Source organism: Mesorhizobium sp. B2-4-14 (assembly GCF_006442155.1).
In the GTDB taxonomy this organism is placed as follows: Bacteria; Pseudomonadota; Alphaproteobacteria; order Rhizobiales; family Rhizobiaceae; genus Mesorhizobium.
This window is the reverse complement of record NZ_VFVA01000018.1, coordinates 55,479-78,804: the sequence shown is the minus strand read 5'-3', so window position 1 is coordinate 78,804 and position 23,326 is coordinate 55,479. Positions and strand designations below refer to the sequence as shown.

The following is a 23,326-nucleotide window of genomic DNA, read 5'->3' as shown; positions in this document are numbered from 1 at the left end:
TTACAGCTTTCCGAACCCGCCCGGCGTCGGCGTCGTCAGGATGACGGCGTCGCCCGCGTCGAGCACGGTCTGGTCGCAGGCTTTGAGCACGTCGATTGCGCCGTCCTTGCGACGGACCTTGGTCGAGCCGACCTCGCCGTCGCCGCCACCGTCCAGGCCCTGCGGCGGACGGTTGCGGTGTGATGACAGGATCGCGCATTCCATCGTCTCGAGGAAGCGGATCGTGCGTCTGGTGCCGTCGCCGGCGTTCCATTTGCCTTTGCCGCCGGAATCTTCGCGGATATGGAAATCCTCCAACACCACCGGAAAACGCAATTCCAGAACCTCAGGATCGGTGAGGCGCGAATTGGTCATGTGGGTGTGGACGCCGGAGGTGCCGGCGAAGCCGCGCCCAGAGTTCATGTGCCCGGCCGGCGAGCCGGAGCAGATGGTCTCGTAGTACTGGTATTTCTTGTTGCCGAAGGTCAAGTTGTTCATCGTGCCTTGCGCATTGGCCATCGCGCCCATGGCGCCGAACAGCGCATTGGTGACATGTTGCGAGGTCTCGACATTGCCGGCGACAACGGCGGCAGGATAGGCGGGCTTCAGCATGCAGCCATCGGGAATGACGATGTTGATCGGCCTGAGGCAGCCGGCATTCATCGGGATCATGTCCTCGACCATGACGCGGAAGGCGTAGAGCACAGCGGCACGGGCGACCGGTTCGGGCGCATTGAAGTTGTTCTTCATCACTGGCGACGTGCCGGTGAAGTCGACGGTCGCCTCGCGCTTCTGCCGGTCGACCGATATCTTCACCTTGATGACCTGGCCGGTGTCAGTGGGATATTCATAGGCCGATGTGTCGGGCAGCCGCTCGATCACCCGCCGCACGCTCTCGGCGGCGTTATCCTGGACGTGGCCCATATAGGCCTCGACGACATCGAGGCCGAAATGGGCGACCATCTTGCGCAGTTCGGCGACGCCTTTCTCGTTGGCGGCGATCTGCGCCTTGAGGTCGGCAATGTTCTGATGCGGGTTGCGGGCCGGATAACGGTGGTCGGTCAGCAGCGCCTGCAATTCCTTCTCGCGGAATTTTCCGCGGTCAACGATGCGGAAATTGTCGAACAGCACACCTTCCTCGTCGACCCTTGTGGCAAGCGGTGTCATCGAGCCGGGAGCGGTGCCGCCGATATCGGCGTGATGACCGCGCGAGGCCGCCCAGAAAAGGATACTCCTTTGGGCGTCGTCAAAGACCGGCGTCACCACGGTGATGTCGGGAAGATGTGTGCCGCCATTATAGGGGGCGTTCAGGGCAAAGACATCGCCAGGACGGATGTCGCCGGAGTTCAGCCGGATGATGGTTTCGACCGAGCGATCCATCGAGCCGAGGTGCACCGGCATATGCGGCGCGTTGGCGACCAGCGCCCCGGTGTGGTCGAAGACGGCGCAGGAGAAATCCAGCCTTTCCTTGATGTTGACGGAGTAGGCGGTGTTCTGCAGTGTCACGCCCATCTGCTCGGCGATCGACATGAAGAGATTGTTGAAGACTTCGAGCATCACCGGATCGGCTTCGGTGCCGAGGGCGGCGGTGCGCGCTTTTCTTTCCGTTCGGCGGATCACGACGTGATTGAGGTTGGTGATTTCAGCCTGCCAGCCCGGTTCAACGACGATGGTCTGGTTCGGTTCGATGATCAAAGCGGGGCCAGCGACCAGATCGGACGGGCGCAGATTCTCGCGACGGTGGACGCCAGCTTCATGCCATCGGCCTTCCGTATAGATGCGCCGGGTTTGGGAAGCGCCGATCTTATCCTTCGCAGGTCCGGCGGATGCATGGGCTTCGGCGCTGTTTTCGGCGATTTCGGTGCCTTCGACGCCGACCGACTCGACGATCATCGGCTTATCGTCATAGACGAAGCCGAATTGCGCCTTGTGGGCGATTTCGAAATCGCGCTTGGCCTGGAAAATCGAGCCGCTTTCGAAATTCACCGGCAGCGTCGTATCGGTGCCGTCATAGCGAATGTGCAGCACGGGCCTGGTGGCAACCGCATCCTCGGCGATGCCTTGCGCGGCGAGTTCGGCAATAACGGCTTTTCTCAACGTTGCGATGAGACCGCTGACCTCTGTCCTGGAGTCCTCGGCAAGTGGCTTGAGCAGCGCCTGCTGGCGCGAGGCAAAGACCGACGCCAGGCCAATGCCATAGGCTGATAGAAGGCCGGAGAAAGGATGGATCAGCACGGCTTCCATGCCAAGCGCGTCGGCGACCAGGCAAGCGTGCTGGCCACCGGCGCCACCGAAGCAGTTCAGGAGATATTCGGTGACATCGTAGCCACGCTGCACCGAAATCTTCTTGATGGCATTGGCCATGTTTTCGACGGCGATGGTGATGAAGCCCTCGGCAACCGCTTCCGGCGAACGGCCGTCGGCGATTTCGGCGGCAAGTGCCTCGAATTTCGCGCGCACCGTTTCCAGATCGAGCGGCTGGTCCTGGCCGGGGCCGAAGATCGACGGGAAGAAATCGGGCTGCAGCTTGCCGAGCATGACGTTGGCGTCGGTGACGGCCAGCGGGCCGCCGCGCCGGTAGGCGGCGGGGCCTGGATTGGCGCTCGCGGAGTCCGGTCCGGCGCGAAAACGGCCGGCTTCGTAGTGCAGGACCGAGCCGCCGCCGGCGGCGACGGTGTGGATGCGCATCATCGGAGCGCGAACGCGCACGCCGGCCACCTCGGTGTCGAAGGCGCGCTCGTACTCGCCATCATAGTGGGCGACGTCGGTGGAGGTGCCGCCCATGTCGAAGCCGATGACCTTGTCGAAGCCGGCGAGCTTCGCCGTCTCGACCATGCCGACGACGCCGCCGGCGGGACCCGACAGCAGGGCGTCCTTGCCCTGGAACATGTCGGCGGCGGTGAGGCCGCCCGACGACATCATGAACATGAGGCGGGGGCCTTCCCTCTCCCTCGAGGAGAGGGTGGCGGTAAAGCCGCCGGGTGGGGTCGGTTCGACCGGACGCGACGCTCTAGCGGTAGCTTCTGAGATGACCCCCTCTGCGGGCTTTGCCGACGTCTCCCGCTCGAGCGGGGAGAGGGCGCCGAGTTCTCCCGCAACCCTTTGCACATAGCGCGACAGGATGGGAGACAGATAGGCATCGACCACGGTGGTATCGCCGCGGCCGACCAGCTTGATCAGCGGCGAGACTTCGTGGCTGACCGAGACCTGGCTGAAGCCAAGCTTGCGGCAGACCTTCGCCACCGCTTTCTCGTGATCGGGGTATTTCCAGGCATGCATGAAGACGATCGCCACGGCGTCGATGCCATCGGCTTTGGCCTGCTCGATCGCCGGCCGGCAAGCAGCGATGTCGAGCAGCCGTTCGACGCAGCCATCGGCGAGCACGCGCTCGTCGATCTCGAGGACGCGCTCATAGAGCTGTTCGGGAAGGATGATCTCCTTGGCGAAAATGTCCGGCCGCGCCTGGTAGGCGATCCTGAGCGCATCGCGAAACCCCTTTGTGATGAGCAAGAGCACGCGGTCGCCCTTGCGTTCCAGAAGCGCGTTGGTGGCCACGGTAGTGCCCATCTTGATGTCGCCGATCGAGCCGGATGGGATAACAGCGCCCGTTTCGAGCCCGAGCAGATCGCGGATGCCCTGGATGGCGGCATCGGCATAGGCTTCAGGGTTCTCCGAAAGGAGCTTGCGCGGATGCAGCCCACCCTGCGGGTCACGGCCGATGATATCGGTGAAGGTGCCGCCGCGATCGATCCAGAAATCCCATTTCCCGGCCATGGCGGCTCTCCCCGGCATTTTCGTTCCTATCTGTTGTTAATCTGCCTCGACGCCCACAGCAACGCCGCCCGCATGCCGTTGCTGTTACACGCGGAAACGCAACGTTACGAAACTCATGGCCGTGTGATGCATTTCCCCTGCGACCGTTCACCGCAACGTGAGCGTGTGTTGAAGGAGAGATGTCATGAAAAAGCTCATTCTTGCTTCTGTGTCCGCTCTTGCCTTGCTGGGCGTTGCGGCCTGCAGCGACAGCGGCACTGACAAGACCACCACCCAGAGCACCAATCCGCCGCCTGCCGAGCAGCCCATGAAACCTGCGGCTCCGGCCGATAAATCGACCAAGCCCGCCGAGCCGGCTCCGGCAACGCCTGCTCCTGCGCCCGCGCAGTAGTTCGCTAAGCAGTAAAAGTGTCTTGGGAGGAAGGGCCGACGTCTCGTCGGCCTTTTCTCCGTCAGGCACTCATGGACCGGCAAATGCCCGTCGTTCACAAGCAGGGTCATGGCCGTTATTGGCTTGATAGCGGGGACCGGTTCGCTTTAAGAAGCGGCCATGTCGATTTGGGAACGCCTCGGCGACTTCATCACACGGGTATCGTCGTCAGCCTCGTCGGGCGTTGCCGACGTCGTCGAAGCCGTGCGCACGGTTTTCTCCGGGGATGCGGACCTGCGCCGACGCATTGCCTTCTCGGTGGCGATGATCGCGCTTTCGGCAAAGATGGCCAAGGCCGACGGCATCGTCACCCAGGATGAGGTACGGGCCTTCCAGGAGATATTCGAGGTGCCGCCAAAGGAGACGCGCAACGTTGCGCGGCTCTATGACTTGGCCAAGCAAGACGTTGCCGGCTTCGAAACCTATGCCGAGCGTATGGCCCAACTTTGCGGCTCCGGACATTCGAACTGCGTGATGCTGGAAGATATACTCGACGGCCTTTTCCACATCGCCAAGGCCGACGGGCTGATCCATGAGCGCGAAGGCCAGTTCCTGCATCGCATCGCCGAGATTTTCCGCATCGACGAGGCGCATTACGAGTCGATCCTGGCCCGCCACGTCAATCTCGGCGCCGCCGACCCCTATACTGTGCTCGGTATCGAGCGCGGCAAGCCGTTCGAGGAAGTCAGGAAGCGGTATCGCAAGCTGGTTTCCGACAACCATCCCGATCGGTTGATCGCGCGCGGCCTGCCGCAGGAATTCATCAAGATCGCCACGACCAGGGTCGCGGCGATCAACGCCGCCTATGAGATGATCGAGCGGGGCCTGCGGCACGCATGAGTGGCTTCCTGCCCGACGAGCCGAGCGCCGAAGTCAGGGTATCTCCGAATTTCGGGCCAAGGCGCGACACGCTGAAGCCCGACATGATCGTGTTGCACTATACCGGCATGGCGACAGGGGCCGGCGCGGAAGCCTGGCTGTGCGAGCCGGCGAGCGAGGTTTCCTCGCACTATCTCGTCCATGAGAATGGCCACATCGTGCAGATGGTCAGGGAAAGCGACCGCGCCTGGCACGCCGGCAAGAGTTCCTGGTTCGGACGCACCGACATCAACTCCTGCTCGGTCGGCATCGAGATCGTCAATCCGGGGCACTCGCTGGGATATCCCGGTTTTCCCCGAGGTCAGATCGACGCGGTCATCGGCCTATGCCGGGGGATCATCAGCCGCCATGCGATCGCCGCCGAGCGGGTGCTGGCGCATTCCGACGTGGCGCCGGGTCGCAAGATCGATCCGGGTGAGAAGTTTCCCTGGGCGGTGCTGTTCGAGGCCGGTGTCGGCCATCTGGTGCCGGCCGCGCCTGTAAGACGCGGAGCGGCGCTGAAGCCCGGCGACAGCGGAGCTGATGTCGAGGCGCTGCAGTCGATGCTGGCGCTCTATGGCTACGGCGTTGAGATATCAGGCACTTTTGACCATCAGACACAGAACGTCATCGAGGCTTTCCAGCGGCATTTTCGGCCGCGCCGGATCGATGGGACGGCAGACGGGTCGACCATGCGCACGCTGGAAAGGCTGCTCGCTTCCATCCGGGGCTGACCCTAGGTCAAGGCGCCGTCCAAGTAATCCTTTTCGCCGTTAGGTTACAAACTGTCACTCAAAGTGACTTGCCCCGCCTTCATTGCCGCCAATTCAGGCTTCAAAGGGCAATTCGTACAGTTTGTCGGACGCCTATCCCCCCGGATGTTCCGATATTGATCAAGCAATCCCGCGCGAAAATCTTCGCGTGGTCCAGACAGAACAGGATCCCATGCAGAAATTGACCGTTGTAACGGCAGCTCTTGCTGCCGGCGTAATGACTTTTGCCTTCAGTGCGGCGAACGCCGCGCCGGTAAGCCCACGGGCCGATCAGGGGCTCGTCGCAGTGAATGCCAAGGGCAAGGTCATTTCGGCCAAAAGCAGCAAGAGCACCAAGGCGGCGACGAAGCAGGCTTCGGCGAAGGTGGAAAAGGCAAGCTGGTCCAAGGCGAAAAAATCCGCACCCAAAAGGCAGGCCAAGCCTAGCCGCAAGACCATCGACATGACGACGACGGCATCGATCGGACTGAGGAATGTCGCTGCGTCGACCGCGGCGGTGGCCAGTGGCGGCCAGTATTCCGCGATCGTTGCCCGCTATGCGGCGAGCTACGGCGTTCCTGTTTCACTGGCTCAAGCCGTCATCAAGATCGAGAGCAACTACCGGCCGGACATGGTCGGCAGCGCCGGTGAGATCGGCCTGATGCAGATCAAGCCGGCAACGGCGCGGATGATGGGCTATAACGGCTCTGCCAAGGGGCTGTTCGATCCCGACACCAACATCAAATACGGCATGAAGTATCTCGCCATGGCGCGGGATCTCGGCGGCGGCACCACTTGCGGCACGATCCTGAAATACAATGCGGGCCACGGCGCGACCCGGATGAACCCGGTGTCGGCGGCTTATTGCAGCAAGGTCAAGGTGCAGTTGGCCGCTGTTGGGGCGCCCGCATGAGAAGAACTGGCCGCAACCGGCTTTTTCGGTTGCGTTTTGCCGGCTGAACCCCTTTATACGCCCTGCCAGCTGGCTGGGCGGCCGCACCCGCAAGCGCCGAAAGGCCGCGGGTGAGGAAAGTCCGGGCTCCATGGAGACACGGTGCCGGTTAATGGCCGGCGGGGGCGACCCCAGGGAAAGTGCCACAGAAAGCAAACCGCCACGATTTATCGTGGCAAGGGTGAAAGGGTGGGGTAAGAGCCCACCGCGCGACTGGCAACAGGAGCGGCACGGTAAACCCCACCGGGAGCAAGACCGAATAGGGGCGGTGCGGGGGGAAACCCTCGAGGGCTGTTTCCGGCTCACCGTCCGGGTAGGTTGCGTGAGGCGCATGGCAATATGCGTCCAAGATGAATGGCCGCCACGTTCTCGTCCCGCAAGGGGCGAGGGCCATACAGAACCCGGCTTACAGGCCGGCTGGCAGTTTCTCTCCCCGAGAAACCCTTTGAGATCAGCAGGTTGCGCTCTCCGGCGCGCCTGGCGATTCAGGTTTTGCCGCCTCGCCATTCCGCCAACAGGACAGGATGGCTTTCCTTGAAAATGGTGCGATTAAATCGTACCATGCCTGTGAACGGAATAAGGAGCCAGTCATGGGTCAGGTCGACAAACGTAGCATTACGCTTTCGCCGGAACTGGCGGCAGCTGTCGATGATGTCGTTGCTGCTGGCGAATATGCGTCGGCAAGCGAAGTAATCCGCGATGCGCTCAGGCAGTGGAAGGATCGTCGCGACCTCTTCGGCTACACGGTGGAGGAACTGCGCAAGCTGGTGCAGGAAGGGATCGACAGCGGGCCGGGACGATTTGCATCGATGGATGAAATCAAGGCCGAGGCACGGAGACGCTTGCGGTCTAGCAGTGCAGCATGAATTCGCTGGCGATTCTCCGGAACGCACGCGCTGAAGACGATCTGATCACGATCTGGTTGCATATTGCGCGCGATAACGAGGCTGCAGCCGACCGGCTGCTCGATCGCATCGAAGCACGGTGGCAACAATTGGCCGCCTATCCATTCTCAGGCGCGCCACGCGATGATATTGCGCCTGGCACCCGACATTTGGTCGTCGGTGACTATCTCACTCCCTATTGTGTCAGCGGCGACGCGATCGAAATTCTTTGCGTGCTGCACGGCCATCGCAAGATCGAAGCCGACGATCTCGGGTCGTGACGGATCCGCTCACCCGCTGATCTCGTCCAGCGAGGCCTCGATCGCCTTCCAGAGTTCCTCGACCGGTTCACAGCCGACGGAGACGCGGACGAAACCTGGCGGCACCGCATCGCCGCGCTTCAAGCGCCGTTCGGCCGAGGTATGGACGCCGCCAAAAGATGTCGCCGCCTGCATCAGCTGGCAATTGTTGATGAAATCCTCGGCCTTCTCCTCCGAGGCGAGTTCGAACGAGATCAGGAAGCCGAATCGTTCCATCTGCGCGCGGGCAGGATTGTGCGACGGGTCGCTTTCCAATCCGGGATAACGCAGGCCGCTGATCGCTCTGTGGCCCTGCAGCCGTCGGGCGATCACTTCCGCCGAGGAGCACATGCGGTCGAAGCGCACGTCGAGTGTCTCCAGGCCGCGATGCACCAGCCAGGCTTCGAACGGCCCGGGAATGCTGCCTGACACCTCGCGCCAGCCGGTCACGGCGGTGATGATATCCGCATTACGGCTGGCGACATGGCCAAACAGCACGTCGGAATGGCCATTGGGCGCCTTGGTGTCTGCGGCCACCACGATATCGGCGCCATGATCGAGCGGTCGTTGCCCAAAAGGCGTCATTGTCGTGTTGTCGATCGCAAGCAGCGCACCTGCTTTGTGGGCCGCGGCGGCAACGGCCGCTATGTCGCAGATGTCCAGCCCCGGATTGGCGGGGGTTTCGACGAAGGCAAGCCGATAGCCGTCGAAGCCTCCATCGAGGAAGGTGGATGTCGGGCGGACATCGTAATCGACGCCAAACGGTTTCAGGAAACGGTCGACCAGCGCCCTTGTCGTGTGATAGCCGTCCGACGGCAGCAGAATACGATCGCCAGCCTTGAGCAGCGCGAAAAACACCGAGCAAATCGCGGCCATCCCCGAGGGAAAGGCCACGCAGGGCGCGCCTTCCAGATGAGATAGCATGTGCTCGACGGCAGCCCATGTCGGGTTGCTGAAGCGGCCATACTGGTCATAACCGGTTGCGTCGCCGGGCGTGTGGTAGATGGCGGCCATGGTCAGCGGCAGAGGAATCGGATCGCCCTTTGCGAGCCCGCTGTTGCGCAGATGAGGAAGTGCCGCGGCGCGCGTGTTCGTTGTTCCTGGCATCGATTCTCAACCCTTCTTGGTGACCGGTCGGACGCGAGCGACGCTATGCCCGGCAGCCGTTCGCGGCAAGGCGCGTCCGGTTGGGCCAGACGGCTCTAAACGCTTCGTTAGGCTTAATGGATCATAAAAACGAGACGTGCCGCTGCGGCTGCTCTGATTGGTCGCGGCACGTGTTGTGAAGCTTATTCCCGTTGACGCCCATAGTGCCCCATGATATCCCTTTCCAACACTCAAGCCTTCGTTCCGTGTCAGGTTAAAGCGTACGCCAATCAGGTAGCCGCGGCGGCTGCGCGTTTGCCGGTTTTTGCCTGTTTGGACGGGGTGAGTGCGGGGCAGGGAACGCGCTGCGGCGGCGCGTGCGACACGATGAAGAGGGGTGCGGCGGCGCAAGCGGCTGTGACGTGTGATGGACCGGTTTCTGTCGAACACGGTGAGCAGGATCGATGCGAAGGGGCGGGTGTCCGTTCCGGCGCATTTCCGTGCTGTCGTGCAGAAGCGAGGCTATTCGGAACTCTACGCACTGCGCTGTCTCGATCTGCCGGCGATGGATGTCGGCGGGCTCGATCTTCTCGATCGCTACGAGCAGCGCATCGCTCAGGAAGATCCCTTCCTGCAGACGGCGGACGACATGTCGTTCTTCTGCCATGGCGACGGAGCATTCCTGAAACTCGATCAGGATGGCCGTATCACGATGACCGATTTCATCCGCGAGCACACTGGCATCTCGGCGGAGGTGGCCTTTGTCGGCCGTGGCAATTTCTTTCAGATTTGGGAGCCGGCACGGCTTGCCGCCTACGGGGCGCAGGCGCGGGCCAGGCTTTTGCAGCTTCGGCAGGGGACGAAGGCTCACGAGGCCAAGGCTGGGGAGCGGCCGGAATGACGGCGGGGCACGGCGATGACCTTCACGCCGTTGGCGGATCGGCCCGCCACATTCCGGTCCTCCTTGGCGAAGTGCTCGCGGCACTGGCGCCGGCGGAGGGCGACATCATCATCGACGGCACGTTCGGCGCCGGCGGCTACACCAAAGCCATCCTGGCGACCGGCGCTTCCGTGGTGGCGATCGATCGCGATCCTGATGCGATCGCGGCCGGGCGCGACCTCGAGGCGCAGTCGGGCGGCCGACTGAGGCTGGTGCAGGCGCCGTTCTCGACGCTCGACGAACATGTCGAGAGCGCCGACGGCGTCGTGCTCGACATTGGCGTGTCCTCCATGCAACTCGACCAGGCCGAACGCGGATTTTCCTTCCGCACCGACGGCCCGCTCGACATGCGCATGGCGCAGGCGGGCTTGAGCGCCGCCGATGTTGTCAACAGTTTCAAGCCGGGCGATCTCGCCCGCATCTTCGGCTTCCTCGGCGAAGAGCGTCACGCCGGCCGCATCGCCCGCATGATCGAGGCACGCCGTGAAAAGCGCCCATTCGAACGCACGCTCGAACTCGCTGACGCCATCGAGACGCATATCGGCCGCGCACCGAAGGACAAGATCCATCCCGCCACCCGCGTCTTCCAGGCGCTGCGCATCTTCGTCAATGACGAGCTTGGCGAACTGGCCAAGGCCCTGTTCGCGGCCGAACGCGCGTTGAAACCGGGCGGACGCCTCGTCGTGGTGACGTTCCATTCGCTGGAAGACCGCATCGTCAAGCGCTTCATCGCCGACCGCGCCGATGCCGCCAGCGGCTCGCGCTACATGCCCGAGGCGCAGGCGCGCAGCGCCACCTTCCGTAAGACCGGTGGCGGCGTGACGCCCGGCGACGCCGAGATCGCGGCCAATCCGCGCGCCCGCTCGGCCAGGCTGCGTGCGGCGATCCGCACCGAGGCTCCGGCGCGCGCCGGCGATTTTTCGATCTTCGGCCTTCCAAAACTTCCCGGTATCGACCGGCCGGGGGAGAGGTAAGCACGTGTTCCGTACCAGCGACATTGTCCTGATCGCCGTCATGGTTTCGGCTGCGGCCCTGACCTACAAAACCAAGCGCGAGGCCGAGGACCAGTTGGCGGCAGTGCAGAAGATCCATACCCAGATCCGTTACGAGGAGGAGACGATCGACCTGCTCAAGGCCGACTGGAGCCTGCTCACCCAACCGTCGCGGCTGCAGAAGCTGACCGAACTCTACAAGTCGCAACTCGCACTCGAGCCGGTCAGCGGGCGCCAGATCGTGGGCTTGAGCGACCTGCCGGCGAAGGCCCTGGACATTCAGGACATCCTGAACGGACGCCAAGGCACCATGGCCGACAATTCCGACAAGGCGCCCTCGGGCGGCAAGGACCCCGTCGTGACCGGAGGCATCGCCCAATGATCGGGATTGGCAAACTGCTGAAGCGTCGCGCCAGGACGGGTGAAGATGGATCGATCGTTGTCGACGGCGCCCGCAAGGCGACCGGCGGTAAGGGCAAGGCGCGCATCGTGATGACGATGGCGGTGTTCTTCGGCATCTTCTCGACCATTTCTGGGCGTCTGGTCTATCTCGGTTTCCAGACGCCCGACCTGTCGGGCGGCCCGCAGAGCCGGATCACAGCCTCGCGGCCCGACATTGTCGATCGCAATGGCGAAGTGCTGGCGACCGACATCAAGACAGCGTCGCTGTTCGCGGAGCCGCGCCGCATTGTCGATGCCGACGAGGCGATCGAAAAACTGTCGACCGTGCTGCCCGAGATCGATTACGAGCAGACCTACCACAAGCTCAAGAGCGGTGCCGGCTTCGTCTGGCTGCAGCGGCAGCTGACGCCCAAGCAGCAAGCCGACATCATGCAGCTTGGCATTCCCGGCTTCGGCTTCCGTACCGAAAAGCGCCGCTTCTATCCGAGCGGCGAGACCTCTTCCTATGTCGTCGGCCTGACCAATATCGACAACCAGGGCATCTCCGGCATGGAGAAATATATAGATGAGCAGGGCCTGAGCGACCTGCAGGCGTCGGGCCTGGCGGTGGCCAAGGATCTCAAGCCAGTAAAGCTTTCGATCGATCTGCGGGTCCAGCATGTGGTGCGCGACGAGATCGCCGCCGGCCTGGAACGTTATCGCGCCGTCGGCGCTGGCGCCGTTGTGCTGAACGTCAAGACCGGCGAAGTGATAGCCATGGCATCGGTGCCGGATTTTGATCCGAACAATCCTTACAATGCGCAGGAAAAGGACCGGCTGAACCGGATGTCGGCGGGTCTCTATGAGATGGGCTCGACCTTCAAGAGCTTCACATCGGCCATGGCGCTTGATTCCGGCAAGGCGACGATGGCGAGCCGCTTCGATGCTTCGCATCCAATCCGGGTCGGGCATCAGGCCATCCATGATTTCCACGGCAAGAACCGTGTGCTGTCGTTGCCGGAGGTGTTCCTCTATTCGTCCAACATCGGGTCGGCCAGGGAGGCCGAGTTGGTCGGCATCGAGGCGCACAGGGAATTCCTACATCGCCTTGGCATCCTGGAAAGGATGCAGACCGAACTGCCGGAAGTCGCCCGCCCGACCGAACCGAAGGTCTGGAAGCAGGTCAATTCGTTCACCATCGCCTTCGGCCACGGCGTGTCGACGACGCCGCTGCAGGCGGCCGTAGGCTGCGCGGCGTTGATGAATGGCGGCTACCTGATGCAGCCGACATTTCTGGTCCGCAGCCAGCAGGAGGCGATGGCGGCGGCGAAGAAAGTGGTTAGCGAAAAGACGGTCGAAGGTATGCGTTACCTCTATTCGCTCAACGCCGAGAAGGGTTCGGCCAGAAACGCCAGAGTTCCCGGCTACCGCGTTGGCGGCAAGACCGGAACGGCCGAGAAGGTCATCAACGGCCGTTACTCGAAGGACTTGAATTTCAATACCTTCGTCGCCGCCTTCCCGATGGACGATCCGCAATACCTGGTGTTTACGATTGCCGACGCCCCGCACCCGGAAAAGCCTGGCATGACAGACGTCGCGGCCGCCAATGCGGGGGTTATCGCCGGCAATATTATCAGGCGTTCAGCGGCCATGCTTGGCGTGAAACCCGATTTCAGCCATGAAAATGGTGCAACGCTGGTTTCCTATGAGTGATTCTTGGGGCGCGCCGGCGACTGCGCGCTCTTTATATTGCGGTGAACGGAACTCAATGAAGCTCAGAGATCTAGCCGGTGTCCTGCCAGTCGAAGGAACAGATTCCGCCGATCTGGAGGTCACCGGGATTTCGTCCGATTCCCGCCAGGTAAAACCGGGCGTCGTTTTTTTTGCGCTCGCCGGCACCAAGGCGGACGGTGCGGCCTACGCTGCCGACGCGGCAAGCCGCGGCGCGCTTGCGGTCGTGGCAAGCAAAGGCAGTTCCGTTGCCGGACTGCCGGTTCCGGTGCTGGCGGTCGACGATCCGCGCCTGGCACTGGCGCTCAGTGCTTCCAGCTATTTCGGCAAGCAGCCGCAGACCATGGTCGCCGTCACCGGCACCAGCGGCAAGACCTCGGTCGCCGCCTTCACCAGGCAGATCTGGGAGCAGGCGGGGTATGCCGCCGCTTCGATCGGCACCACCGGCGTGGTGGCGCCCGGCCGCAACGAGTATGGCTCACTGACGACGCCCGACCCGGTCGCCCTGCATCAACTGCTGAGGGAATTGGCCGATGCCGGCGTCACCCATGCCTCGATGGAAGCCTCCAGTCATGGGCTCGACCAGCGCCGCCTCGACGGCGTGAAATTGGCGGCCGGCGGCTTCACCAATCTTGGCCGCGACCACATGGATTACCATCCGACGGTCGAGGACTATCATTGCGCCAAACTGCGCCTGTTCGACACGCTGCTGCCGAAAGGTGCGCCGGCGGTCATTTTCGCCGACGATCCGTGGTCGGCGCCGACAATCCAGGCGGCGCGGGCGGCCGGGCTCCAGGTGCTGACGGTTGGCCGCCACGGCGATTTCCTGAAACTGAAGCGGGTCGAGCATGAGCGCCACCGCCAACGCGCCGAGGTGGAGGCCGACGGCGTGATTCACGAGATCGACCTGCCGCTGGCTGGCGATTTCCAGATCGCGAACGCACTGGTTTCGGCGGGGCTCGCCATTTCCACGGGAACACCCATCGCCAAAGCCTTGATGGCCTTGGAAAAACTGAAGGGCGCGCCTGGCCGCCTCGACCTCGTCGGAACCACTGCCAGCGGCGCACCAGTCTATGTCGACTATGCCCACAAGCCCGATGCGCTGGAAAACGTGCTGGCCTCGGTAAGGCCGTTCACGACGGGCCGCGTCATGGTCGTGTTCGGTTGCGGCGGCGACCGTGACCGGGGAAAAAGGCCGATCATGGGCGAGATCGCGACCCGGCTTGCCGATGTCGTCATCGTCACCGACGACAATCCGCGCTCGGAAGTGCCCGAGACGATCCGCGCCGCCATTCTTGCCGCCGCACCCGGCGCCATCGAGATCGGCGACCGACGCCAGGCGATCCACGAGGCTGTCGGCATGCTTCATGCCGGCGACACGCTGATCGTGGCCGGCAAGGGCCATGAGGAAGGCCAGACGATCGGCTCCGAGACCCTGCATTTTTCCGATCACGAGGAAGTCCGCGCCGCCCTGCGGGAGCGTGCCGCATGAGTCTTCTGTGGACCTCCGAGGCGCTGGTTGCCGCCATGGACGGGCGGCCGCTTGGTCCTATGCCCGAAGGAATATCGGGGATTTCGATCGACAGCCGCAGCCTGCAGCCAGGTGACGCCTTCTTCGCCATCAAGGGCGAGGCGATGGACGGCCACGACTTCGTCACCGCGGCCATCAAGGCCGGCGCCGGCTTGCTGGTGGTGGCGGAGGGCAAGCTGCCGTCTCTCGGCCGGCTGACGGCACCGATCATCGTCGTCGAGGATGTGCTGGCCGCCCTGGAGAAGCTCGGGATCGCAGCACGTGGCCGTTCGCAGGCCAAAATCATCGCGGTGACCGGTTCGGCCGGCAAGACCACCACCAAGGAAGCGCTGCGCCATGTATTGTCGGCCGTCGGCAAGGTGCATGCCTCGGCGCAGTCCTTCAACAATCATTGGGGCGTGCCGCTGACGCTGGCGCGCATGCCCGCCGATTGCGACTATGCCGTGTTCGAGATCGGCATGAACCATCCCGACGAGATCCGGCCGCTGGTGAAGATGGTGCGGCCGCATGTCGCCATCGTCACCATGATCGCGGCCGCGCATCTGGGCTTCTTCCGCAATCTGGACGAGATCGCCCAGGCCAAGGCCGAGATTTTCGAAGGGCTGGAGCCCGAAGGTGCCGCCGTCCTCAATCGCGACGACGCGCGCTTCAAGCTTCTTGACAAGATGGCGCATGCCGCCGGCGTCGAGCATGTCTACGGCTTCGGCGAGAATGCGCGCTCGAGCTTCAGGCTCACCAAATGCGAACTCCACGCCGACCATTCCGATATCGCCGCCAGGATCGGCGGCCACGAGGTGACGGCCCGCATCGGCGCGCCCGGCCGGCATATGGTGCAGAACGTGCTGGCGGTGCTGGGCACAGCGCATCTGGTGGGCGCGGATATCGACAGAGTTGCATTGGCGCTGGCTGATCTCTCCGCCGAGCGCGGGCGCGGCACGCGCCATGTGCTGCGGCATCCACAGGGCCTGATTACCCTGATCGACGAGAGCTACAACGCCAATCCCGCCTCGATGGGGGCCGCCATGGCGCTGCTCAACGCGACGCCGGTAACGGGCGAGGGCCGGCGCATCGCCGTGCTTGGCGATATGCTCGAACTCGGCGACCACTCGGCCAAGCTGCATGCCGGTCTTGCCGATCTCATCGTCGGCACCGGCACGCGGACCGTCTTCCTCGGCGGCCCCGAAATGCGGGCGCTGGCGCAAGCGCTGCCGGACGACGTCAAGACGGAATACCGCGCCGGTGTCGAAGAGCTGAAGCCGGTGCTGCTTGCCGCGCTGAAGCCGGGCGACGTGGTGATGATCAAATCGTCGAAGGGCATCGGTTTTGCAAAACTGGTCGATGCCTTGCTGGGCAAATACCCGGCTGAAACGACAACCAGCAAACTGACCTAGATCAAGCCGGGGACGAAAAGCGCATGTTCACACTGCTGGTCGATTTCGCGGACAAGATCTCGGTCTTCAACGTTTTCCGCTATATCACCTTCCGCACCGGAGGGGCGCTGATCACCTCGGCGCTGATCGTCTTCATCTTCGGGCCGACCATCATCAACTCGCTGCGGCTGCGCCAGGGCAAGGGCCAGCCGATCCGCGCCGACGGGCCGCAGACGCATTTCAAGAAGGCCGGCACACCGACCATGGGCGGACTGATGATCCTGTCGGGCATCATCGGCTCGTCGCTTCTGTGGGCGAACCTGTCGAGCATCTATGTCTGGGTGGTGCTGCTGGTGACGCTGGGCTTCGGCTCGATCGGGTTCTACGACGACTATCTGAAGGTGACCAAGCAGTCGCATCTGGGCTTTTCCGGCAAGGCGCGGCTGGGGCTCGAATTCATCATCGCCGGCATCGCCGCCTGGGTGATCATGCGTAACGGCCAGGCGCCGTTCTCGTCGTCGCTGACGTTCCCCTTCGCCAAGGAATTCATCGTCAACCTCGGCTGGTTCTTCATTCCGTTCTCCTGCTTCGTCATCGTCGGCGCCGGCAATGCAGTGAACCTGACCGACGGCCTCGACGGTCTGGCGATCGTGCCAATCATGATCGCGGCGGCATCCTTCGGCGTCATCGCCTATCTCTCGGGTAATGCGGTGTTCGCCGAATATCTGCAGATCCATTTCGTTCCCGGCACCGGTGAACTGGCGGTCGTGCTGGGCGCCGTCATCGGCGCCGGCCTCGGCTTCCTCTGGTTCAACGCGCCGCCGGCGGCAATCTTCATGGGCGACACCGGCTCGCTGGCCATGGGCGGCCTGATCGGCACGGTCGCAGTGGCCACCAAGCACGAGATCGTGCTGGTCATCGTCGGCGGCCTGTTCGTGGTCGAGATCCTGTCCGTCATCATTCAGGTCGGCTACTTCAAGATGACGGGCAAGCGCGTCTTCCTGATGGCGCCGATCCACCATCATTTCGAAAAGCTCGGCTGGACCGAAAGCCAGGTGGTGATCCGCTTCTGGATCATTGCCGTCATCCTGGCGCTGGTAGGCCTGTCCACCCTCAAGCTGAGATAGGCAACACCTTGATCCCCGCCGCATCCTTCGCAGGCAAGCAGGTTTCGCTCTTCGGGCTGGGTGGTTCGGGGATGGCGACGGCGCGCGCGCTGATCGAGGGCGGCGCGCAGGTGCTGGCCTGGGACGACAATCCCGACAGTGTCGCCAAGGCCGCCGCCACAGGCATCGCGACCGGCGATCTGCGCGGCGCCGACTGGGCGAAATTCTCGGCCTTCGTGCTGTCGCCCGGCGTGCCGCTGACGCATCCCAAGCCGCACTGGACGGTAGAGCTTGCGCGCGGCGCCGGCGTCGAGATCATTGGCGACGTCGAGTTGTTCTGCAGGGAGCGGATGCTCAGCGCGCCGACGGCTCCTTTCATCGGCATCACCGGCACCAATGGCAAATCGACGACGACCGCGCTGGCGGCGCATATCCTCAAGGCCTCCGGCCGCGACACGCAGATGGGCGGCAATATCGGCCGCGCGGTGATGACGCTCCATCCGCCGAAGCCTGACCGCCACTATGTGGTCGAGTGCTCGTCCTACCAGATCGACCTTGCTCCATCGATCAACCCGACGGCCGGTATCCTGCTCAACCTGACACCAGATCATCTCGACCGCCACGGCACCATGCAGCACTACGCCTCGATCAAGGAGCGCCTGGTGGCGGGCAGCGAGACGGCAATCATCGGCATCGACGATTCCTGGTGCGCGCAGATCGCCGAACGATTGGAGCGGGCAGGCCGGCAGGTCATCCGCATTTCCAAGCGGCTGCCGCTGACCGACGGCTATTTCGCCGACGGCACCAATCTGATGGAAGCCGTGCACGGCCGCTACAGCCGGGTCGCCTTCCTCGAGGGCATCGGCTCGCTGCGCGGCCAGCACAATGCGCAGAACGCGCTCGCCGCGGTCGCCGCCTGTCTCAAGGTCGGGCTCGACCTTGGCGAGATCCAGTCCGGGCTGGAGAGTTTCCCGGGCCTCGCCCACCGCATGGAGCAGGTCGGCCGCAAGGACCATGTGCTGTTCGTCAACGATTCCAAGGCGACCAATGCCGATGCGGCCGCGCCCGCGCTGTCCAGCTTCAACCGCATCTACTGGATCGCGGGCGGCCTGCCCAAGGAAGGGGGGATTGAACCGCTGCGCGGCTTCTTTCCGCGCATCGCCAAGGCCTATCTGATCGGCGAGGCGGCGCCCGCTTTTTCGGCGACGCTGGGCGAGGCGGTGCCCTACGAGATATCGGGGACGCTGGCCGCCGCGGTCGAGCACGCCGCGCATGACGCGGCCAAGGAGGATGGCGGCGAGGCGGTGGTGCTGTTGTCGCCGGCCTGCGCCAGTTTCGACCAGTTCAAGAATTTCGAAGTTCGCGGCGAAGCCTTCAGGCAAGCTGCGAGCGCTATAGATGGCGTCAAACCCATCGGAGGGGCACGATAATGCAGAGCCGTCTCGATAAAAGTCCCGTCGCAACCTGGTGGTGGACGATCGATCGCTGGTTCCTGGCGGCATTCCTGTCGCTGATGGGGCTCGGCATCGTGCTGTCCTTCGCCGCGAGCCCGGCGGTCGCCGAACGCATCGGCCTCGACAGTTTCCACTTCGCCACCAGGCAGATCATCTTCACCGTGCCGGCGCTCGGCGTGATGCTGGCGGTATCCTTCCTCGATTCCAGGCAGATCCGGCGCATGTCGCTGATCATGCTGTGCCTCATGCTGGTGCTGATGGTCGCGGTGCTCTATGTCGGCGTCGAAGTGAAGGGCGCGCGGCGCTGGGTTTCGCTCGCCGGCCTGTCGATCCAGCCGTCGGAATTCCTGAAGCCGGCCTTCGTCATCATGTGCGCCTGGCTGTTCGCCGAGCACAAGCGCCAGCCCGACATTCCCGGCAACCTGTTCGCCATGCTGCTTCTGGTGCTCGTCGTATCGCTGCTGGTGGCGCAGCCGGACCTCGGCCAGACCATGCTGACGACCGGCACCTGGGGCATCATGTTCTTCATGGCGGGGCTGCCCTGGCTGTGGATCATCGTGCTGGGCGCTGCCGGTGTCGGCGGTGTCTTCGCCGCCTATACGGTGTTTCCGCACGTTGCCCTGCGCATCGACAAGTTCCTCACCGGCGAGGGCGACACGTTCCAGGTCGATATGGGGCGCGACGCGCTGATCAATGGCGGCTGGTTCGGCGTCGGGCCAGGCGAGGGCACGGTCAAGCGGGTCATCCCCGACAGCCACGCCGATTTCGTGTTCTCGGTCGCGGGCGAGGAGTTCGGGCTGATCATGTGCTTCTTCATCATGTCGATCTTCGCGTTCATCGTGCTGCGCGGGCTCAACACGGCACTCAAGGAACATGACGACTTCACCCGCTATGCGGTCGGCGGCCTCGTCACCGTGTTCGGCCTGCAGGCCGTCATCAACATGTGCGTCAACCTGCAGCTTGTGCCGGCCAAGGGCATGACGCTGCCCTTCATCTCCTACGGTGGTTCCTCGCAGATCGCGATCGCCATCTCCATGGGCATGGTGCTGGCGCTGACGCGCAAGCGACCTGAAAAACGCAAGCAGATGGGCTTCACGCTGCCACAGCGCGCCCTGCCGGCGGAGTGATATGGCGAGGGGTGTCATCCTTCTTTCGGCGGGCGGAACCGGCGGACATCTGTTTCCGGCCGAGGCGCTGGCGCATGAGCTCGCCGAGCGCGGCTGGACGGTGCATCTGGCGACGGACGAGCGCGCCGAACGATTTGCCAGCCGCTTCCCGGCCGCCGCCATCCATCCGATCCAGTCGGCGACGATGGGTTCGAAGAACCCTTTCGCCTTGCTCGGGGCCTTCTGGAAAATCTGGCGCGGCGTACGGCAGGCGTCCACCATTATCGGCAGGATCAAGCCGGATGTCGTCGTCGGCTTCGGCGGCTACCCGACCCTGCCGCCGCTCTATGCGGCGACACGGCGCAAGGTGCCGACTTTGATCCATGAGCAGAACGCGGTGATGGGGCGCGCCAACCGGGCGCTGGCCGGCCGTGTCGATGCCATAGCCGGCGGTTTCCTGCCGCAGGACGCGAGTGCCGCCGGCGCCAAGACGGTGACGACAGGCAATCCGGTCAGGCCGGCTGTGCTGGAAGCGGCCAAGACACCTTATACGGCATCGACCGGGGAGGAGCCGTTCCGCTTGCTGGTGTTCGGCGGCAGCCAGGGCGCCCAGTTTTTTTCCGATGCCATGCCGGGGGCGATCGCACTACTTTCCGATGCACAGCGCAAGCGGCTCGCGATCACGCAGCAGGCGCGTGCCGATGACGTGGGGCGGGTGAAGGCGGCCTATGCCGCGCTTGGCGTCGCCGCCGAGGTTTCGCCCTTCTTCACCGACATGGCGGCACGCATGGCGGGGGCGCATCTGGTGATCTCACGTTCCGGTGCCTCGACCGTCTCGGAGATCGCCGTCATCGGACGACCGGCGTTGCTGGTGCCCTATCCCTATGCGCTCGACCACGACCAGGCGGCGAACGCGGCGGCCCTTGCCGCCGCCGGCGGCGGCGAGGTGCACCCACAATCCTCGCTGTCGCCGGAGCGCATCGCAACCCTCCTTGGCGGACTGATGGACGCACCCGAGCGGCTGGCGGCGATGGCGGCTGGGGCGAAATCGGCTGGCAGGCCGCATGCGGCACGGTTGCTCGCCGATCTCACAGAAGCTATTGCGTCCAGAAAAACCGTTTCGGACTTCAGGAAGGGGACGCACGCATGAAAATGCCGCAGACCATCGGCCTCGTGCATTTCATCGGCATTGGCGGCATCGGCATGAGCGGCATCGCCGAGGTGCTGCACAATCTCGGCTACAAGGTGCAAGGGTCCGATCAGGCCGACAGCGCCAATGTGCAGCGCCTGCGCGACAAGGGCATCGAATGCTTCGTCGGCCACAAGGCCGAAAACCTCGGCGATGCCGAGGTCATCGTCGTCTCGACGGCGATCAAGAAATCCAATCCGGAGCTCAAGGCCGCGCGTGAAAGGCTGCTGCCGATCGTGCGTCGCGCCGAGATGCTGGCCGAGCTGATGCGCTTCCGCCAGGCGGTGGCCATCGGCGGCACGCACGGCAAGACGACAACGACCTCCATGGTGGCGACGCTGCTCGAAGCCGGCGGGCTCGACCCGACCGTCATCAATGGCGGCATCATCAATGCCTATGGCACCAATGCGCGCATGGGCGACGGCGAATGGATGGTGGTCGAGGCCGACGAGAGCGACGGCACCTTCCTCAAGCTGCCGGCCGACATCGCTGTCGTCACCAACATCGATCCCGAGCATCTCGACCACTATGGCAGTTTCGACAAGGTGCGCGAGGCATTCCGCCAGTTTGTCGAGAACGTGCCGTTCTACGGCTTCGGCGTGATGTGCACCGACCACCCGGAAGTGCAGGCGCTGGTCGGACGCATCGAGGATCGGCGCGTCATCACCTATGGCGAGAACGCGCAGGCCGATGTGCGCTTCACCAACCATCGCATGGCGGGTGCCACGTCCGAGTTCGACGTGGTGATCCGCGACCGCAAGACCGGCGGCCAGAAGACGATAGCGGACCTGCGGCTTCCAATGCCAGGCCGCCACAATGTTTCGAACGCCACCGCCGCGATCGCAGTGGCGCACGAACTAGGCCTGTCCGGGGAGGCGATCAAGAAGGGCCTGTCGTCCTTCGCCGGCGTCAAACGCCGCTTCACCCGTACCGGCTCCTGGAACGGCGTCGACATTTTCGACGATTACGGCCATCATCCGGTCGAGATCGCGGCCGTGCTCAAGGCGGCGCGCAGCGCCACCAAGGGACGCGTCATCGCCATTGCCCAGCCGCACCGCTTCACCCGGCTGCATGATCTGTTCAACGAGTTTTCGGCCTGCTTCAACGACGCCGATACGGTGATGGTCGCCCCTGTCTACGCGGCCGGCGAAGAGCCGATCGAGGGCGTGACTTCCGATGCGCTGGTGTCGCGCATCCGCGCCGGCGGCCATCGCGACGCCCGCTACATCGAAGGACCGGCCGATATCGCGCCGATCATCCGTGATCTCGCCAAGCCCGGCGATTTCGTCGTCTTCCTCGGCGCCGGCAATATCACCCAATGGGCTTATGCCTTGCCCAAGGAGCTTGCCGCCTCATGACGCACGGCCAGGCCCTGATCGACAGACTTGGCGACCGGCTTGCCGGCCTGCGTGGCCGTATCACGCCGAATGCCGAGATGGACAAGATCACCTGGTTCCGTGCCGGAGGGCTGGCGGAGGCGCTGTTCCAGCCGGCGGATGAAGAAGATCTCGCCGCCTTCCTCAGGGCGGTTCCCGAGGAAATTCCGCTGACCATCGTCGGCATTGGCTCGAACCTGCTGGTCAGGGATGGCGGCATTCCCGGCTTTGTCATCCGGCTTTCCGCTAAGGGGTTTGGTGAGGCCGAACTTGTTTCACCGATCAGGATCAGGGCAGGCACGGCGACGCCCGACAAGCGCGTGGCCGCCGTGGCGCTCGAGGCCGGCATTGGCGGCTTCCATTTCTACCACGGCATTCCAGGCGCCATTGGCGGCGCGCTCAGGATGAATGCTGGCGCCAATGGCGTCGAGACGCGCGAGCGGGTTGTCGAGGTGCGCGCGCTCGACCGCAAGGGCAATGTCCAGACGCTGAGCAATGCCGACATGGGTTATGCCTATCGCCATTCGGCCGCACCGACCGGGCTGATCTTCACCTCGGCCGTGTTCGAAGGGTTTGCCGAGGACAAGGCGGTGATCAAGGCGGCGATGGATGCCGTGCAGAACCACCGCGAGACCGTGCAGCCGATCCGCGAGAAGACCGGCGGGTCGACCTTCAAGAATCCCGAAGGCACCTCGGCCTGGAAGGAGATCGACAAGGCGGGCTGCCGCGGCCTGCTGATCGGCGGGGCGCAGATGTCGCCCATGCACTGCAACTTCATGATCAACACCGGCACCGCCACCGGTTACGACCTCGAATATCTCGGCGAGACGGTGCGGGCGCGCGTGCTCGAACATTCCGGCATCCGCCTGCACTGGGAGATCCAGCGCATCGGCAATTTCCGGCCCGGACATGCCGTGCAGGAGTTTCTCGGCCAACTGCTCTGACCTCAATCTCAATTCGCTTTAGTTGCCGGTGAAGTTCACGTGATGGTTGAACTTCAAACGCGTTCCCAGAGTGCGCAAAAAGCGTTGCTTCGGGGACTCACCGACACGGTTTTCACGTCCATTTTCTCAGAAAGTGAATCTCTCGGAATCATAAGCACTTGCCAGTAAATCAACTCTCTGATTCTCTGCTCC

General features: G+C 63.7%; 20 protein-coding genes and 1 other RNA gene. 19 read left to right on the top strand and 2 right to left on the bottom strand.

Translation table 11 applies throughout. The features are described 5' to 3' along the window. Positions 1-3,753: a hydantoinase B/oxoprolinase family protein gene (locus FJ938_RS17255; protein ID WP_140695643.1), complete on the bottom strand. Its 3,753-nt coding sequence runs from the start codon at positions 3,751-3,753 to the stop codon at positions 1-3. Between the two features lie 184 nt (positions 3,754-3,937). Here FJ938_RS17255 and FJ938_RS17250 point away from each other — a divergent pair, with 184 nt between their 5' ends. The 7 genes from FJ938_RS17250 (at position 3,938) to FJ938_RS17220 (ending at position 7,910) form a co-directional block, all read left to right on the top strand. Next, positions 3,938-4,144 carry a hypothetical protein gene (locus tag FJ938_RS17250; protein WP_140608067.1) on the top strand — a complete coding sequence of 69 codons (207 nt, stop codon included), beginning with the start codon at positions 3,938-3,940 and terminating at the stop codon, positions 4,142-4,144. 159 nt (positions 4,145-4,303) lie between these two features. Next, positions 4,304-5,023, top strand: coding sequence for a DnaJ family molecular chaperone (locus FJ938_RS17245; RefSeq protein ID WP_140695640.1), 720 nt, complete (start codon positions 4,304-4,306; stop codon positions 5,021-5,023). Beyond that, a complete protein-coding gene (locus FJ938_RS17240; RefSeq protein ID WP_140695637.1) occupies positions 5,020-5,775 on the top strand; it encodes an N-acetylmuramoyl-L-alanine amidase in 756 nt (251 codons plus the stop codon). Before FJ938_RS17245 ends, FJ938_RS17240 begins: the two co-directional genes overlap by 4 nt. A 211-nt stretch (positions 5,776-5,986) precedes the next feature. Next, positions 5,987-6,706 (top strand): transglycosylase SLT domain-containing protein, encoded by a 720-nt coding sequence (locus tag FJ938_RS17235; RefSeq protein WP_140695632.1) that lies wholly within the window; start codon positions 5,987-5,989, stop codon positions 6,704-6,706. Positions 6,707-6,771: 65 nt separating this feature from the next. Continuing rightward, an RNA gene (rnpB, locus tag FJ938_RS17230) (RNase P RNA component class A) lies at positions 6,772-7,170 on the top strand. Positions 7,171-7,335: 165 nt separating this feature from the next. Then, on the top strand, positions 7,336-7,611 hold the full coding sequence (locus tag FJ938_RS17225) for a type II toxin-antitoxin system ParD family antitoxin (protein ID WP_140608059.1): 276 nt from the start codon (positions 7,336-7,338) through the stop codon (positions 7,609-7,611). Next, the gene (locus tag FJ938_RS17220) at positions 7,608-7,910 is read left to right on the top strand and encodes a type II toxin-antitoxin system RelE/ParE family toxin (RefSeq protein WP_140695630.1); all 303 of its coding nucleotides are present in this window, start codon (positions 7,608-7,610) and stop codon (positions 7,908-7,910) included. Before FJ938_RS17225 ends, FJ938_RS17220 begins: the two co-directional genes overlap by 4 nt. A gap of 9 nt (positions 7,911-7,919) precedes the next feature. On the opposite strand, the gene FJ938_RS17215 is transcribed toward FJ938_RS17220, so the two are convergent. Next, on the bottom strand, positions 7,920-9,035 hold the full coding sequence (locus FJ938_RS17215) for a cystathionine gamma-lyase (RefSeq protein ID WP_140695628.1): 1,116 nt from the start codon (positions 9,033-9,035) through the stop codon (positions 7,920-7,922). Positions 9,036-9,441: 406 nt separating this feature from the next. Between FJ938_RS17215 and mraZ the strand changes: the two genes are divergently transcribed. Genes mraZ through murB form a run of 12 tightly spaced genes read left to right on the top strand, consistent with a single transcriptional unit; the run spans position 9,442 to position 23,134 of the window. Next, on the top strand, positions 9,442-9,915 hold the full coding sequence (gene mraZ / locus FJ938_RS17210; protein WP_140695625.1) for a division/cell wall cluster transcriptional repressor MraZ: 474 nt from the start codon (positions 9,442-9,444) through the stop codon (positions 9,913-9,915). Further along, positions 9,912-10,928, top strand: coding sequence for a 16S rRNA (cytosine(1402)-N(4))-methyltransferase RsmH (gene rsmH / locus FJ938_RS17205; RefSeq protein ID WP_140695622.1), 1,017 nt, complete (start codon positions 9,912-9,914; stop codon positions 10,926-10,928). Before mraZ ends, rsmH begins: the two co-directional genes overlap by 4 nt. Positions 10,929-10,932: 4 nt before the next feature. Beyond that, positions 10,933-11,328, top strand: a complete 396-nt coding sequence (locus FJ938_RS17200; protein ID WP_140695619.1) for a hypothetical protein — start codon at positions 10,933-10,935, stop codon at positions 11,326-11,328. After that, on the top strand, positions 11,325-13,040 hold the full coding sequence (locus tag FJ938_RS17195; RefSeq protein ID WP_140608047.1) for a penicillin-binding protein 2: 1,716 nt from the start codon (positions 11,325-11,327) through the stop codon (positions 13,038-13,040). The genes FJ938_RS17200 and FJ938_RS17195 overlap by 4 nt, the downstream gene beginning before the upstream one ends. 55 nt (positions 13,041-13,095) lie before the next feature. Continuing rightward, on the top strand, positions 13,096-14,550 hold the full coding sequence (locus FJ938_RS17190; protein WP_140695616.1) for a UDP-N-acetylmuramoyl-L-alanyl-D-glutamate--2,6-diaminopimelate ligase: 1,455 nt from the start codon (positions 13,096-13,098) through the stop codon (positions 14,548-14,550). Further along, positions 14,547-15,980, top strand: a complete 1,434-nt coding sequence (locus FJ938_RS17185) for a UDP-N-acetylmuramoylalanyl-D-glutamyl-2,6-diaminopimelate--D-alanyl-D-alanine ligase (protein WP_140695613.1) — start codon at positions 14,547-14,549, stop codon at positions 15,978-15,980. The genes FJ938_RS17190 and FJ938_RS17185 overlap by 4 nt, the downstream gene beginning before the upstream one ends. Before the next feature lie 23 nt (positions 15,981-16,003). Then, a complete protein-coding gene (gene mraY, locus FJ938_RS17180) occupies positions 16,004-17,086 on the top strand; it encodes a phospho-N-acetylmuramoyl-pentapeptide-transferase (protein WP_140608041.1) in 1,083 nt (360 codons plus the stop codon). 8 nt (positions 17,087-17,094) lie between these two features. Beyond that, positions 17,095-18,495: a UDP-N-acetylmuramoyl-L-alanine--D-glutamate ligase gene (murD, locus tag FJ938_RS17175; protein ID WP_140695610.1), complete on the top strand. Its 1,401-nt coding sequence runs from the start codon at positions 17,095-17,097 to the stop codon at positions 18,493-18,495. Further along, positions 18,495-19,646: a putative lipid II flippase FtsW gene (gene ftsW, locus FJ938_RS17170; RefSeq protein WP_140695606.1), complete on the top strand. Its 1,152-nt coding sequence runs from the start codon at positions 18,495-18,497 to the stop codon at positions 19,644-19,646. Before murD ends, ftsW begins: the two co-directional genes overlap by 1 nt. Position 19,647: 1 nt before the next feature. Next, complete coding sequence (gene murG / locus FJ938_RS17165; RefSeq protein ID WP_140695603.1) at positions 19,648-20,775, top strand: undecaprenyldiphospho-muramoylpentapeptide beta-N-acetylglucosaminyltransferase; 1,128 nt, start codon at positions 19,648-19,650, stop codon at positions 20,773-20,775. Continuing rightward, complete coding sequence (gene murC, locus FJ938_RS17160) at positions 20,772-22,172, top strand: UDP-N-acetylmuramate--L-alanine ligase (RefSeq protein ID WP_140608034.1); 1,401 nt, start codon at positions 20,772-20,774, stop codon at positions 22,170-22,172. Before murG ends, murC begins: the two co-directional genes overlap by 4 nt. After that, complete coding sequence (gene murB, locus FJ938_RS17155) at positions 22,169-23,134, top strand: UDP-N-acetylmuramate dehydrogenase (protein WP_140608032.1); 966 nt, start codon at positions 22,169-22,171, stop codon at positions 23,132-23,134. The genes murC and murB overlap by 4 nt, the downstream gene beginning before the upstream one ends. Positions 23,135-23,326 lie beyond the last annotated feature (192 nt).